17 protein-coding genes are annotated in these 13895 nt (G+C 37.9%); 5 read left to right on the top strand and 12 right to left on the bottom strand.

Translation table 11 applies throughout. From position 1 onward, the window contains the following. On the bottom strand, positions 1-414 hold the full coding sequence (locus tag SB717_RS02130) for a YppG family protein (protein ID WP_013056116.1): 414 nt from the start codon (positions 412-414) through the stop codon (positions 1-3). Between the two features lie 229 nt (positions 415-643). Here SB717_RS02130 and SB717_RS02135 point away from each other — a divergent pair, with 229 nt between their 5' ends. Then, a complete protein-coding gene (locus SB717_RS02135) occupies positions 644-838 on the top strand; it encodes a YppF family protein (RefSeq protein WP_013056115.1) in 195 nt (64 codons plus the stop codon). A 125-nt stretch (positions 839-963) separates the two neighbouring features. Further along, on the top strand, positions 964-1134 hold the full coding sequence (locus SB717_RS02140) for a hypothetical protein (RefSeq protein WP_165573332.1): 171 nt from the start codon (positions 964-966) through the stop codon (positions 1132-1134). 355 nt (positions 1135-1489) lie between these two features. Here SB717_RS02140 and SB717_RS02145 read toward each other — a convergent pair whose 3' ends face one another. Further along, positions 1490-1840, bottom strand: a complete 351-nt coding sequence (locus SB717_RS02145) for a YppE family protein (protein ID WP_013056113.1) — start codon at positions 1838-1840, stop codon at positions 1490-1492. 45 nt (positions 1841-1885) lie between these two features. Beyond that, the gene (locus SB717_RS02150) at positions 1886-2140 is read right to left on the bottom strand and encodes a hypothetical protein (protein ID WP_029325131.1); all 255 of its coding nucleotides are present in this window, start codon (positions 2138-2140) and stop codon (positions 1886-1888) included. Positions 2141-2367: 227 nt separating this feature from the next. On the opposite strand from SB717_RS02150, the gene SB717_RS02155 reads away from it, so the two are divergent. Beyond that, positions 2368-2469 (top strand): hypothetical protein, encoded by a 102-nt coding sequence (locus SB717_RS02155; protein WP_016763465.1) that lies wholly within the window; start codon positions 2368-2370, stop codon positions 2467-2469. 11 nt (positions 2470-2480) lie between these two features. On the opposite strand, the gene SB717_RS02160 is transcribed toward SB717_RS02155, so the two are convergent. Further along, a complete protein-coding gene (locus SB717_RS02160) occupies positions 2481-3476 on the bottom strand; it encodes a DUF2515 family protein (RefSeq protein ID WP_074678378.1) in 996 nt (331 codons plus the stop codon). Between the two features lie 73 nt (positions 3477-3549). Between SB717_RS02160 and recU the strand changes: the two genes are divergently transcribed. Beyond that, positions 3550-4149 carry a Holliday junction resolvase RecU gene (gene recU / locus SB717_RS02165; protein WP_045293843.1) on the top strand — a complete coding sequence of 200 codons (600 nt, stop codon included), beginning with the start codon at positions 3550-3552 and terminating at the stop codon, positions 4147-4149. A gap of 63 nt (positions 4150-4212) precedes the next feature. Further along, positions 4213-7053 carry a PBP1A family penicillin-binding protein gene (locus tag SB717_RS02170; RefSeq protein ID WP_410903125.1) on the top strand — a complete coding sequence of 947 codons (2841 nt, stop codon included), beginning with the start codon at positions 4213-4215 and terminating at the stop codon, positions 7051-7053. Positions 7054-7088: 35 nt separating this feature from the next. On the opposite strand, the gene SB717_RS02175 is transcribed toward SB717_RS02170, so the two are convergent. The 8 genes from SB717_RS02175 to SB717_RS02210 all read right to left on the bottom strand — a co-directional run bounded on the left by SB717_RS02175 (position 7089) and on the right by SB717_RS02210 (position 13854). Beyond that, complete coding sequence (locus tag SB717_RS02175; protein WP_410903126.1) at positions 7089-7589, bottom strand: YpoC family protein; 501 nt, start codon at positions 7587-7589, stop codon at positions 7089-7091. Next, positions 7576-8247 carry an endonuclease III gene (nth, locus tag SB717_RS02180; RefSeq protein ID WP_013082330.1) on the bottom strand — a complete coding sequence of 224 codons (672 nt, stop codon included), beginning with the start codon at positions 8245-8247 and terminating at the stop codon, positions 7576-7578. Before nth ends, SB717_RS02175 begins: the two co-directional genes overlap by 14 nt. 140 nt (positions 8248-8387) lie before the next feature. Next, positions 8388-9095, bottom strand: a complete 708-nt coding sequence (locus SB717_RS02185) for a DnaD domain-containing protein (protein WP_045293840.1) — start codon at positions 9093-9095, stop codon at positions 8388-8390. Between the two features lie 336 nt (positions 9096-9431). Then, positions 9432-10724: an asparagine--tRNA ligase gene (gene asnS / locus SB717_RS02190; RefSeq protein ID WP_074678384.1), complete on the bottom strand. Its 1293-nt coding sequence runs from the start codon at positions 10722-10724 to the stop codon at positions 9432-9434. 155 nt (positions 10725-10879) lie between these two features. Next, on the bottom strand, positions 10880-12064 hold the full coding sequence (locus SB717_RS02195; RefSeq protein WP_410903127.1) for a pyridoxal phosphate-dependent aminotransferase: 1185 nt from the start codon (positions 12062-12064) through the stop codon (positions 10880-10882). Between the two features lie 133 nt (positions 12065-12197). After that, the gene (locus SB717_RS02200) at positions 12198-12686 is read right to left on the bottom strand and encodes a cell wall elongation regulator TseB-like domain-containing protein (RefSeq protein WP_025749368.1); all 489 of its coding nucleotides are present in this window, start codon (positions 12684-12686) and stop codon (positions 12198-12200) included. An 11-nt stretch (positions 12687-12697) separates the two neighbouring features. Beyond that, complete coding sequence (locus SB717_RS02205; RefSeq protein WP_013056102.1) at positions 12698-12868, bottom strand: YpmA family protein; 171 nt, start codon at positions 12866-12868, stop codon at positions 12698-12700. A gap of 188 nt (positions 12869-13056) precedes the next feature. Then, a complete protein-coding gene (locus tag SB717_RS02210) occupies positions 13057-13854 on the bottom strand; it encodes a ComEC/Rec2 family competence protein (protein ID WP_074678388.1) in 798 nt (265 codons plus the stop codon). Positions 13855-13895 lie beyond the last annotated feature (41 nt).

Here is a 13895-nt window from a genome sequence, read left to right on the forward strand (position 1 = left end):
TTATACTTTGAAAATCCCGGAAAATCCTTTTACTAGGGATGTTAATTGGTTCATAGCTCCCATCATCTGCCCTGCAGTATTCATCATCTTGTTCATATCGTAATTGCCATCACTTGATTTAAACTGGGACATTAATGACTGAAACTGAGAAGGCTGAGGCTTTTGTTGCTGAGCTTTAGGGTATGGATTAAAAGGCGCACCTGCATTATTGTACATGGGCTGCTGGTACATTCCGTTCATATAGGGAATTTGCTGAGGACCAAAAGGCATTTGTTGCTGAGCGTACGGATGTTGCGGCATATAAGCTTCCGTCCATGGTTGCTGATGATACTGCGGAAATGGATGTACCTGACTTAAATCAAAACGTTCTGGTTGATGTTGCTCATAATACGGATAGTGCTTACTTGTATACATGCAAAATCAATACCTCCTTTTTAATATTACATAATATATAGTATGTATGCAGAAATAAGAGGTGACGTTCGTCTACTTGTACTTTTGGAGAACGCATTCAAAAATATGTAGGTTTCTGTCGAAAGTTTAAATTTTTCAAAAAAACGAGATTATTTAAATATATGGTACGATAAGAACAAGTGATACTACGATACGTAGTGGCACAAATGGGGATTAGGAGGGAATTTACATGTATGTGAACGAACTTCAAGAAGCTTTTATAGCGGTGAAACAGTATGAGCCGCAGTCAAGTAATGAATTACTCGATTTTGCTCAGCAGCAGTATTTAAAAGGTTTTTTAACTCCTATGAATTACAAAGCCGCTGTACGTGAACTCGAACAAATTGGAGCTACTAAGCCCGATTTTAGTGCACAAGACGATTAATTTTTTTACTACCACCGAGAAATCGGTGGTTTCTTTGTTTCCTTTAAAGTGGACACATACTTCTTTTTTGACTTGTTTATACTATAAAAGCTTTAACGTAGTATTCAATAAAGGAGGTCTATCTCATGAGTCGTGGAAAACATTTTGATCACAAAAAACAGGGACAAAGTGCAGTAAATAAAACAAATAACGCCGTTGCTTCTAAACATACCGAAAAAGTTGATTATCATATCGATACAGTCGCTTCACAAGATCACCCAGCTGTTTCTATCCAATCTCAAAAAGATTTTGATTAACTTTTTATTGATCATGATAAAAAGAGGCTGGGACATAACAAAATGAATCCAATCTAGAAACGAACAAATGGGATACATGAGCTGAACCGCTTATGACCCCGCAGTTGATCTCCGTGCAAGGCTTCATTTTCTGCGGGGTCTCATCTGTTTCGCTTTTCCCGCAGGAGTCTTCGCCTTGCCCTCCAATCAACTACTCGACGGAACGAAACAGATGAAACCTATGCTGATCATCAAAAAAACGAACTACGAATCAAAAAATGATCGATAGTTCGTTTTTCACTTCGAGTAAAATACTTTTGTTACCATTTCATACATAGAAAATCCCCACCTTGTAGATCTTAACGGAAGGCCGGGATTAATTATTCAATATCGACTCGAGCACATACTTATTTGAGTGATACATCTTTTTAAATCGCTTTTCTCGCGTCTCGGGATAAAATGACTGTAGTACAACGTTTTGTAAATTTTCTTTTAACGTCTCTACTTGATTAACATGAATATATTTTGGTCGCTCTTTCTTCAGCCATTCCGTTACGAGACTAGCCCATTCATCAAGTTCTTTGAAGAAAATATCTCCATAAGGCTTTACTTCTTCAAAAAATTTCACTTCATAATTTTCTTCCTGTTGAATAGACGCTAATCGTTCTACAGCTACTTCATTATATTGAAACATGATCTCCGTACTTTTTTTCACATCTTCATTCATCGTTATTCGTCACCTCTACGATGACTATTGTAACATAAACAATCTTTATACTGTATGAAGAACCATTTCTCTTCGGCTTCTACTCCATTCTGTTTCGGAAGGCATGCTTTCATACACAGCTACTTCAATTTCTTGCAGTGATTGGTCAATGCGATGAACTTGTTCCATATATGTTTCTTCACAATGTGTAAATGCTTCATTTATAGATGTAGACATCGTTTTATCCACTAAATCTACTTGCTCTAGTAAGCTATCTAATAAAGTCATCATTTCGCTTGTTTTAACCATACTTTGTTTCATCGCCATCCCTCCAAATTTTCCTTTGCATAACGTATTCTCTTTTTTATTCAATGTCCCTTCACACATGACAAAACTAGTTTCTATTCGTCAAAGAAAGATGTTTTCGACATTTTCATTTATGGTGAATCGAAAGAGAACATATTGAAAACACTAGTATAGACATTTCAGCTAAGCGGATACATTCTGCTGCTGAACGTTCATTACAACATGATAGGAGGTGCCTAGATATGGCCAACAAACAGCAAAAATCACAGCCTAAAAATAAGCCTGAAACAAAAACCTACGGTGATCCTAAAAAGTTAAACGGTCCTAACCAGCCTTCTACTTAAGAACAAAACGGTCACTTGTGACCGTTTTTATTTACATTAACTACTTGCACTACTTTCATTAATATATGCAGCTGCTTTTGCTTTTGAAGATACCACTTTGTAAAATGAACTTTCTTTGGAAAATGTGGCTTTTTCATGAGCTTTTGTTCCTCTTTTTTTGTTAAAAACCATTTTTCTCTCTTTTTTTCATGATGTCTAATAGCCGGATACACCTTTCGAAGTGCAGGTGTACAGCAACTGGTTTCATCCACAAAATACTGCTCATAATCATATCTCGAACCCGTATGCTTTGTTTTCAAAGAAAATTCATAAAACGAGGGATAATACTTTTCATGAAATAATAAAGCCGCTAATTTCTTCCCCAAATCAATCCGATTATTTACTTTTGTAAAATCATGAACAGAACAACCGTATAGCTCCCCTTTTGTAGTAGGAAAAAGGACGGAGCTAAAGTGGAATATATCTTGAAAAAAAAACAGCATACTTTTAAACACTTTATCTTGATAAAAAGGCTGTTCAATAACGGGCTTTTGAATAACGTGCTGCTCATTCACAATTAATGCATGAATAAGCTCCAGTTCACAAGGTTTCTGCATAAATTGCCTCCACTTCTCTTCGATAAAAGATGAAACATTTAAATAGGGAAGTAAATGAAGGTAAGAGACATGTTTTTTACGCGAAACAGCATACAATAGTAATTGCGGGAAGGCATCTTTGAAAATAAGCCAATTTGCTCTTTCGTACGTCAAAAATAATAAATCGCGCGTTTGCTTTGATAACGCTTTTTTCATGATTTTCCCTTGCAAATCACACATATTCCACCCTGCGTTTCGGGATACCATACTTGCGAGAAATGCCCACTTTACTTCAGGATATCTATGATAAAAAGTTGCATAAGCTTGGGTTCTTGATATATTATCAATATTCAGCTTGTCTGTTGTTTTTTTAATCGCCGTCAACAGCGCTTGTTCCGAACTATTGAGTGACATCTCTTCATCTTCTTTCATCTATTTTTATTTGTAGGATTTGGTATAATAGAATTTGTTTGTTTAATAGATTTACACTAAAGGAGTGATGGTTATGATTCGCTATCCTAACGGAAAGGCCTATAAGCCATTGAATACCAGCAGTCCTTCCCCTAAAAAGCTAGAAGCTAGCTATAGCAATCGTGGTATGACGCTGGAGGACGATTTAAACGAAACAAATGAATACTATGTTTCAAAAGGAATAGCCATTGTTCACAAAAAACCAACCCCTGTTCAAATTGTAAAAGTAGACTATCCGAAGAGAAGTGCCGCTGTTATCAAAGAAGCTTATTTTAAACAGGCTTCTACTACAGACTATAATGGCGTCTATAAAGGAAAACACCTTGACTTTGAAGCAAAAGAAACGAGAAATAAAACCTCATTTCCTCTGCGTAATTTTCATGAACATCAAATTGAACATATGAAGCAAATTGTGAAACAAAACGGGGTTTGTTTCGTTATATTAATGTTCTCTACTTTACAAGAAATATACTTGTTCGAAGCACAGTTCCTTTTTCCTTACTGGGATGCCATGAAAAAAGATGGACGAAAATCAATCCCTAAGGCAGATATTGAAAAAAAAGGACATTTCATCGAACTTGGTTACCATCCGAGAATCGATTACATAAAAACTATAGATAAATTATACTTTTAAGAGTATGATATATATGTTTACGGAAATCATTCTCTTACAATGCGTTGAAAGGTAGGAGTTTTTATGTCAGATAATTATCGCTCTCGTGAAGAACGACGAAGAGCTATGAATGACAACAAACCAGAAGGTAAATCTCAAGGAAAACCGAAAAAGAAGAAAAAAGGAGGCCTATTTCGTAAAATTGTTGCCGCAGTTTTACTGATAGGAATCATCGGGCTCATTGCCGGAGTGGGAACTTTTTTTGCCATGATAAGCGATGCTCCAAAAGTTGATGACTCGGTATTAAAAAACTCTTTTTCATCTAAAGTATATGCAAACGATGGAAAGACAGTTGTAAAAGAAATTGGAGCTCAAAAACGTACATATGTGCAATACGATGAAATCCCTCAAGTCGTCAAAAACGCATTTATCGCTACGGAAGACGTTCGTTTTTATAAACATCACGGCGTCGACTTTTACCGTATTGGCGGAGCATTAATGGCGAACTTTAAAAACGGCTTCGGTGCTGAGGGCGGTAGTACGATTACTCAGCAAGTGGTAAAGAACTCGTTCTTATCACCAAAGAAGACGGTTAAACGTAAAGTACAAGAAATGTGGTTAGCTTACCAGCTTGAGCGCAAATATTCGAAGCAACAAATTCTTGAAATGTATTTAAACAAAATATATTTCGCATCAGGTGAAGTATACGGTATTGAACGAGCAGCTGAGAAATTTTACGGAGTTAAAAGCGTAAAAGATTTAACTCTTGATGAAGCTGCTATGTTGGCGGGCTTACCAAAAGCGCCAACTACTTATAACCCAGTTACAAACCCAGAGAATGCTACTAAACGCCGTAACACAGTATTAAACTTAATGGCTAAAAACGGCTTCATTACACAAGCCGAAGCCGACAAAGCAAAACAAGTAGATGTACAGGCTCATTTAGCTAAACAAACTGAATCAACATCTAAGTACGATGTATTTATTGATCAAGTAATCGAGGAAGTAAAAAAGAAAACAGACGCGGATCCATTTTCTGCGGGCTTAGAAATTTATACAACGCTTGACACTAATGCTCAGGACTATGTGGATGATGTGATGAATAACAAAGTAGTCAACTTCCCGAACGATAAATTCCAAGCAGGTCTTGTCGTTGTAGATAATGAAACAGGCGGTATTCAAGCAATTGGAGGCGGACGTAATCGAGTATCAGGCGGCTTAAACTTTGCAACAAATATGAGACGTCAGCCCGGCTCAACAATTAAGCCAATCTTAGATTACGGTCCAGCGATTGAGAACTTAAAGTGGTCTACTGGACAACCAATAAAAGATGAAGAATATCATTATTCAAACGGCACGCCAATCCGAAATTTTGGACGCAACTATAAAGGTTGGGTTTCAGCGCGTGAAGCTTTAGGACGTTCACTGAACATCCCTGCTTTAAAAGCGTTTCAAGCAACCGGTGCGGACAAAGCAAAAGAGTTCGCTACAGGCCTTGGGCTAAAATTAGATGAAGAAGACGGCGAAGCTTATTCTGAATCTTATTCTATCGGAGGCTTCCGTACAGGTGTTACACCTCTACAAATGGCTGGAGCCTATAGTGCTTTTGCAAATGAAGGTATGTACAATGCACCGCATACAGTGACAAAGGTAAAATTTCCTGATGGAACAGAAATTGATTTAACGCCAAAACCAAAACGCGCAATGCAAGATTACACGGCATTTATGATGACGGACATGATGAAATCTGTTGTAAACGAATCCTATGGTACAGCTCGTGCTGTTCGTACACCAGGATTAGAAATTGCCGGTAAAACAGGAACTTCGAACTTTAGTGCTGCAGAAAAGCAACGATACAATATTCCAGACGCTGGTGAAAAAGACGTTTGGTTTAATGGGTTTACGCCAAACTATACGATTTCCGTATGGACAGGCTATGAAACTGCTAAAGACGGCTATATTTTAAGTCCTAATGAAACAGGCATGGCAAAAAATATCTTTAAGCATGTTATTACTCATATTTCTGAAGGCAAACCTAAAGGAAGTTTCAAGCAGCCGGACAGCGTAGTTGAACGTTCCGTGGAAAAACCAACGGGCAAAGACTTAAAACGCCCAAGCGGCTCTACTCCTTCGAGCTTAATTACGAAAGAATACTTTGTGCGCGGTACTGCACCGACAAAAGTATCTCAAACGTTTGTGAAAAAAGAAAAAGAAGAAAAGAAAGAAGATAAAAAAGAGGACAAAAAAGAGAAAAAAGACAATAAAGACAATAAAGATGTGAAGCCAAAAATTACTGCTTCGTATAGCGGAGGAGCAATTTCAGTTAACTGGTCAGCATCAAACGCAGCCAGTGATACGACCTTTACAGTCACAATGTCATCTCCTAACGGTTCTGAACAACTCGCATCTGGCGCAGGAGCCGGTGGAAAGACAATTTCCAACCCAGCACCAGGCGCAACGTATAGTTTCACCGTAACAACAAATACGGGCCAAAGCGCTAGTTCTTCTGTAAAAGTCCCTGATTCATCAGATCAAGCTACGGAAGATGATTCTACTAAGCCTGAAGATGATGGAACAACGGACGATAATCAAAATGAAGACAATAGCAACACTGATCAAAACAACGGCTCTGATCAAGGTGATGATTCATCTACTCAGCCGGATGATAACCAAAACAGCAATAATGGCAATAATGGCAGCAATAGCGGCGGTAGCAATAGTGGCAATACCGATAATAACAATAACGATAGCGGCAATGCTAACGAAGGTAATAACGGCAACAACAATAATAATGGAGGCACAACTCCTCCTCCAGCAGACAACGGTGGAAGTGACTCAGGAAGTCAAACACCACAAACTCCTGCTACACCATCGACGCCGTCAACATCTGCTACACCGCAGCAAGAGCCAACAACTGAAAATTAACGTAGCAGTAAAAAGCCCCTACACGTGTAGGGGCTTTATTTCTTGTGAAGAATAAGCATTTTTGCATATTGCTTACGCAGTTCATTAAATAATTCTGTCAGCTGAATATACGCTTGATAAGAAGAAACTCGCTGCAGCAAAAACATAAGTCTCTCAGCACAGTTAATAGGCTTATAGGTTAGGTCCGCTATGTCTTCTTGCAGCCGATTTAAACGCCGAACGGGCTGTCCATTAATCCAAAACAGTAAACTAATATACATAGCAGCAGCTTGTTTCATACAAGGCGCTGCTTCTTTTGCTTTTCGCTGAGAAAAAAGCGTATACAGTTCTTCCTTTTGAGTTTCCCACTTTTCAAAAAATGGCCGTATGTTCTTTTGAACATCCCTCCAAGGTGTTTTCGTTTCTTTATGTACATCGTATAAAATATCATAAGCAAAATAATTTCTTCTATTTTTTTTATCTGTTTCAAGAACCCGATCTTCTTTTGAATAAAATGGTTCGCATATGAAATGTGACGGCACTTCAATCGGTAACATTTGTCTTCTTCTCTTTTCCTTTCATTCGTTTCTTGCCTTCTCGGCAAAGATCAAGAAGCGGGCAGACATGACATTGAGGAGACTGTGCTTTACAGTGATAGCGTCCAAAAAAGATAAGTCGATGATGCGTAACGGACCATTCATCTTTCGGAATTTTTCTCATCAGCGTTTTTTCTACTTCCAAAACGGAATCTTTCCACCTGCAAATTCCAAGGCGTTTACTTACACGTTCTACATGCGTATCTACTGCTATTGACGGTACTCCAAAAGCTACGGATACAACAACATTAGCTGTCTTACGCCCTACTCCTGGAAGATTGGTCAGCTCATCACGATCTGTTGGAACTTCTCCTCCGTATTCATCAATGAGCATACGGCAGAGCTTTTGAATATTTTTAGCTTTGTTTCTATATAAGCCGATTGATCTAATATCTTGCTGCAGCTCTTCTAACGAAACGGCTAAATAGTCTTCAGGCGTTTGATATTTCTTGAATAAATCCGCTGTTACGCGGTTGACTAAAGCATCTGTGCACTGAGCAGATAGCGCCACAGCAATGACTAAATCAAAGGGATTCCGATGATTTAACTCACAGTGGGCGTCAGGAAACATTTCTGCCATAGCATCTAGGCACTGTCTGATTTGTTTTAACGTTAACATACTAGTTCTCCTTCTTCTTACAGGTAGTTCCCTCCTATTTTACAATAGGGTTCCTGTCAAATGCTACTTTTGTCCATACTCTTTTAAAAAAGCTGCTTCAAGATTCAATTACTTGGATCTTGAAGCAGCTTTTTATCCTGTCATTGCTCTAGCCAGTTAAAAAAAGGAATGGCTGATGTAGACTGAGAAGGGTTAACAGAAGATAGTTTTTTGGGCTGTTGATTTTGACGAAATTTTTGGCTATGCTTGCGGGCTTGATCAATGGTCTGAATGCCATTTTTCTTCCATTCAAATAAAATACGATCAATGTACCGGAAGTTTAATTTTCCAGACATCACCGACTCTCTTAGTGCCGCTTTAATAATAATTGGATCATGATGGTCTTGATCAATCCACATCGCTAGCGTTTCGCATTCAAACGGAGACAATGCTCTGCCAAACTCTTTTTCAAACATTGTATATAAATTAAGCTCTTCTTGTTCTTCTTCGCTTTTTTCTACTTCTCTTGTTTCGTGCATCATATGATGAATAAGCTTTTCCCAAAGCGGTTTTAATGAATAACGTTCGCAAATAAGGGCGTTTTGCTGTTGATCTTGCTCAATAGATAAAAAGCCGCGCTGAATTAATGCTCGCAGCGTATCCATACAGACAGCACTTGAAATACTCATTTTTGCCGCCAATTCGTTAGGTGTCGGGAAACCTTCACCGCCTTCAATGGAAACATAAATATGCATTAACGTCATGAATTCCGTTTCGTTCATTCCCAAATCGCTATAGTGGTTAAACAGCAGCTTCGGAATTGAAACTGTGCCTTGTTCAAACCATTCAATTAACGTTTCTTTTTTCATATCCGAACACCTCAGTAGTTAGTATATCATGAAGTTTATAGTCAAAGTAATAATTATTCGAAGCTAAAAAAGCTTCTATGTAAAACTTTCCGCTGAAACCGTACCATTGCTCTGCACATATAAAATATATACGAACGATGACTTCCTTCCAAGAATATTACACTAACTTATTTTTTCGAGAATTGCAACTCCCTTTTAAGTTAGACTCTCTTCTATGTTTACCTTTGTTTCCTTGTGATATAAGTAAAAGCCTCGTTTTTCTTTTCTTTTTATGATTCATAAAAAAAGCTAAAAAAGTATCCTGACTATAAAAGTCAGAATACTTTTTTTACTTCCTTACGGGTATAAACGGTTTAATAAGCGTGGGAATGGAATCGTTTCACGAACGTGTTCTACGCCGCTAATCCATGCTACCGTACGCTCAAGGCCTAAACCAAATCCTGAATGTGGAACTGAGCCATACTTACGAAGCTCTAAATACCACTTGTACGTTTCTGTATCTAGTTGGTGCTCTTCTACACGCTGAGCTAAAAGCTCTTGATCATGAATACGTTCAGAGCCTCCAATGATTTCTCCGTAGCCTTCTGGTGCAATTAAGTCTGCACATAATACTACGTCTTCATTTGTTGGATCTGGCTGCATATAAAAGGGTTTTAATGACGTTGGATAGTGTGTAATGAATACCGGCTTGTCATAGCTTTCTGCAATAGCCGTTTCATGCGGTGCTCCAAAGTCATCTCCCCACTGAATGTCTGTAAATCCTTTTTCATGTAAGAATTTAAGAGCCTCATCGTAGGAAATACGAGGGAATGGCGCTTTAATTTGTTCTAACTTAGATGTATCACGGCCTAGTACATTTAACTCTAACTTACAGTTTGTTAAAACAGACTGTACGACATGAGACACATACTCTTCCTGTACTTTCAAGTTATCTTCGAATTGGTAGAAAGCCATCTCTGGTTCAATCATCCAAAACTCAATTAAATGACGACGTGTTTTAGATTTTTCAGCGCGGAACGTTGGACCGAATGAAAATACTTTTCCAAGCGCCATTGCCGCTGCTTCCATATAAAGCTGGCCACTTTGAGAAAGATATGCATCTTCGTCAAAATATTTCGTGTGGAATAATTCTGTTGTTCCTTCAGGAGCACTTCCTGTTAGGATTGGAGGATCTACTTTTGTAAACCCGTTTTCGTTAAAGAATTCATACGTTGCACGAATAATTTCGTTACGAACCTTCATAACGGCATGTTGACGTTTAGAACGCAGCCATAAATGACGGTTATCCATTAAGAACTCTGTTCCATGTTCTTTTGGCGTAATTGGATAATCAACAGCTTCATGAATAACTTCGAGGCTTGTAACTGTTAACTCATAGCCAAACGGTGAGCGCTCATCTTCACGTACCACACCTGTTACATATAGTGATGATTCTTGCGTCATAGATTTAGCTAATTTAAAAGTTTCTTCTTCTACTTCAGCTTTTACAACTACTCCTTGCATGAATCCTGATCCATCGCGCAGCTGTAAAAAGGCAATTTTACCACTTGAACGTTTATTCGCTAACCAAGCACCAATTGTTACTTCTTTTCCTACATGCTTGCTTGCTTCTGAAATCGTAATTTTCACGATTAATATCCCTCCAAAAAACTTACATTTCGTAATTATGTATGCCATCCTATTATACATTTCGACAAACATAATAACAAGTAACAAACAAAAAGAGCCTTCTAACACGCGTAATTTGTGCTAAAAGGCTCTTTTGTTTTTAAATATAATCTTTTTTATTTCATATGACGAGTCATGAATGATTGAATTCGTTCCAATGCCTTTTCTAGCAGATCTAGTGATGTAGCATAAGAAAGACGTACGTTTTCAGGTGAACCGAATCCTGATCCAGGAACTAAGGCTACCTTCTCTTCTTCTAAAATAGCTTCTACCCATGCATCAACTGTATCAAAACCAGTTAATTTTGCAGCTTCAATTGCATTAGGGAATAAGTAGAAAGCACCCTGTGGTTTTAAGCATGAGAACCCTGGAATGTTAATCAGCTTTTCATGAATTACGTTTAGACGCTCTTCAAAAGCTTGTCGCATCATTTCCACCGGCTCCTGAGTACCGTTATAAGCAGCAATTGTTGCATATTGAGCAATAGATGTTGGATTTGACGTGCTGTGACTCGCTAGGTTTGTCATCGCTTTAATAACTGTAGCATCACCAGCCGCATATCCAATGCGCCAGCCCGTCATGGAATGTGACTTAGAAACACCGTTAATGATAATTGTTTTTTCTTTTAATGCTGGTGAAAGCTGTGCAATCGATACATGTTCATTTTGACCATATACAAGCTTTTCATAAATTTCATCTGATACGATAAAAATATCGTGCTTCAAGCAAACTTCTCCTAAAGCTTGAAGCTCTTCTCTTGTGTAAATCATACCTGTTGGGTTGCTTGGTGAATTGATAATAACAGCTTTGGTTTTAGCAGTAATAGCCGCTTCTAATTGTTCAGGTGTGATTTTAAATTCGTTATTTTCAGAACCTTCAACGAATACTGGTGTACCTTCTGCTAACTTTACTTGCTCAGGATAACTCACCCAGTAAGGAGTTGGGATAATCACTTCGTCACCTTCGTCTAACAGAACTTGAAATAACGTATACAGTGCGTGCTTAGCACCTGTACAAACAATAATTTCAGAAGGTGAATACGTCAGGCCTTGATCGCGTTTGAATTTTTGAATTACCGCTTCTTTTAATGGTGCAAGGCCGCCTGCTGGCGTATATTTTGTCTGACCATCATTCATTGCTGTAACAGCCGCTTCTAAAATGTGCTGCGGCGTATTAAAATCAGGTTCCCCTGCTCCAAGCCCAATCACATCATGACCAGCCGCTTTCAATTCTTTCGCTTTTGCTGTAATCGCTAATGTTGATGATGGCGTTAATGCTGATACACGTTTTGCTAACTTCACTAAAATCTCCCCCTATGAACTAAAGCTATAATCAGCCCGCGGGCTGATTATAGATAAAAAATTGGCTTCATTTTCATAAAGCGCTGAAATCTTATATTATGACACATATGGCATTTCATATGGTATAAACGATTTATGATTGAGATAAGCTGTATCGTTTTATAAATTCACCGCTAGAGAAATCAAGATAATAGTATGTTAAATGTTTCTTATCTTTATCCACATATGTTACTTCCCACAGCGGCTTTTTCTTTTCAATGCCTAGGCGCACCGACTTAATTTCCTGCGGATTTTTATCATTTTTCACAATAGAAATGGCTTTTTCTTTTGTGATCCCGCTGCTTGCTTTCTTTAAAACAGCTGTTTGTTTTTTGCTTTTAGGCATCCAAGCAATTACCTTTTGATTGCTTCGGTTTGTACCTTCTACTACATAAAATGCATGATTGCCGAAATATGGCTGGGTGCTTGTAACAGATTTCAAATTAAATTCTTTTTTTGCTTGGGATGCTGCTTTTTCTTCAGCAGACTGCACATCCTTCACGGACGAGTGATAAATACTAAAAGAAATGCCCCCGATAATTAAAAGCACAGCAGCTACGGCTACAATAATTAACTTTTTCATAAAATCCCTACTTATGTACGATAAATTGTAAATACAGCTTTGCTTTGATCTTCTTCATCTAACGCTAATCCGAACATCAAATCTTGCTTTTTCAACGTGCGATTCAAACTATCAACAATTTTATATAAATCCGAGGAATTTTCCACGCGGACAGTTGATAATACTTCAATCCTGCTTTCCATTGTAAACCTCCTAGCTCGTCTATCACGACGCAAAAATGACGATATCCGTATTATAACAGGTATCAAAAACCATCGTCATCTTTTTCACTCATCAATCCCGTCTGTACGTTTTGCGTAAAAACCGAATAAATAAGTAAACATATATAATATTATAAGGAATTTACCTCTTTTTGCAAAAGGAAATTTGTTTATTTTGCAGAAAATTTCATCACATCATAGGATTTTAGCGACATTTTAATAGAGTAAGCGCTCCCCTCTCTTACATCATATAATTCAATCCATTCAGCTGTTAAATTTGAAAGCAGTCGAGGGGAATAGGAACGGCCTGGTTTCGTAAACGCAACCGCAAGCTGTGTATCTAATTGCTTCAAAAATGCATTCGAAAAAAATGTTCCCTCTCCAAAATCAGGAATTTTCAATACATCTACATGGGTAAGAGGAATGCGTAAAAACTTTTCTTCTACTTCATCTGAGCTGCTCATTGCATATAGAATCCGATGTTCTCCGATCGTAAATAATAGATCCATAGCCGCTATTTTTTGCTTCGATGCATGCAAGACATCAACGTGTATATTATTTGTTAACTGAAATAAATCATTTTCTTTCCACTTCTCTGTTTGAAATTCCGCCTGGTACTGAGCGGGGACAATAATACGATCTATATGATAATCATTCGCAGCTCGCTGAACATTTGAATCATAGTACTTTTGCTGTTTTGTAATCACTAATTGGTTGATTTTTTTTACTTTATATCGCTTCAACCACTTCTTTAGCTCGGGATAGGAAGATGCATTACCCGTATTTATCAAAATAGTCTTACCGCTTCCGTCTTGAATCAAACTCGCTTCTCCAGCGGAAAGAGGTAGAAAGGTAATCACTACTTCATCAGCTTGCAAACCAAAATCTACGTTTTTAATGACGGCTGCTGAAACCGAATAGTTCATAAAACTAAAAAACAGTACAGCACTTAGCAATATTTTAATCATACACTGTCCTCATTTGCTTATCATAGTATATTACTATCGTC

The organism is Priestia sp. SIMBA_032, assembly GCF_046535215.1.
In the GTDB taxonomy this organism is placed as follows: Bacteria; Bacillota; Bacilli; order Bacillales; family Bacillaceae_H; genus Priestia; species Priestia aryabhattai.

Excerpts from the sequence above, each read along its gene's own strand:
- SB717_RS02130 (WP_013056116.1), bottom strand. The coding sequence starts at position 414 with ATGTATACAAGTAAGCACTATCCGTATTATGAGCAACATCAACCAGAA.
- SB717_RS02135 (WP_013056115.1), top strand. The coding sequence starts at position 644 with ATGTATGTGAACGAACTTCAAGAAGCTTTTATAGCGGTGAAACAGTAT.
- SB717_RS02140 (WP_165573332.1), top strand. The coding sequence starts at position 964 with ATGAGTCGTGGAAAACATTTTGATCACAAAAAACAGGGACAAAGTGCA.
- SB717_RS02145 (WP_013056113.1), bottom strand. The coding sequence starts at position 1,840 with ATGAATGAAGATGTGAAAAAAAGTACGGAGATCATGTTTCAATATAAT.
- SB717_RS02150 (WP_029325131.1), bottom strand. The coding sequence starts at position 2,140 with ATGAAACAAAGTATGGTTAAAACAAGCGAAATGATGACTTTATTAGAT.
- SB717_RS02155 (WP_016763465.1), top strand. The coding sequence starts at position 2,368 with ATGGCCAACAAACAGCAAAAATCACAGCCTAAAAATAAGCCTGAAACA.
- SB717_RS02160 (WP_074678378.1), bottom strand. The coding sequence starts at position 3,476 with ATGAAAGAAGATGAAGAGATGTCACTCAATAGTTCGGAACAAGCGCTG.
- recU (WP_045293843.1), top strand. The coding sequence starts at position 3,550 with ATGATTCGCTATCCTAACGGAAAGGCCTATAAGCCATTGAATACCAGC.
- SB717_RS02170 (WP_410903125.1), top strand. The coding sequence starts at position 4,213 with ATGTCAGATAATTATCGCTCTCGTGAAGAACGACGAAGAGCTATGAAT.
- SB717_RS02175 (WP_410903126.1), bottom strand. The coding sequence starts at position 7,589 with ATGTTACCGATTGAAGTGCCGTCACATTTCATATGCGAACCATTTTAT.
- nth (WP_013082330.1), bottom strand. The coding sequence starts at position 8,247 with ATGTTAACGTTAAAACAAATCAGACAGTGCCTAGATGCTATGGCAGAA.
- SB717_RS02185 (WP_045293840.1), bottom strand. The coding sequence starts at position 9,095 with ATGAAAAAAGAAACGTTAATTGAATGGTTTGAACAAGGCACAGTTTCA.
- SB717_RS02200 (WP_025749368.1), bottom strand. The coding sequence starts at position 12,686 with ATGAAAAAGTTAATTATTGTAGCCGTAGCTGCTGTGCTTTTAATTATC.
- SB717_RS02205 (WP_013056102.1), bottom strand. The coding sequence starts at position 12,868 with ATGGAAAGCAGGATTGAAGTATTATCAACTGTCCGCGTGGAAAATTCC.
- SB717_RS02210 (WP_074678388.1), bottom strand. The coding sequence starts at position 13,854 with ATGATTAAAATATTGCTAAGTGCTGTACTGTTTTTTAGTTTTATGAAC.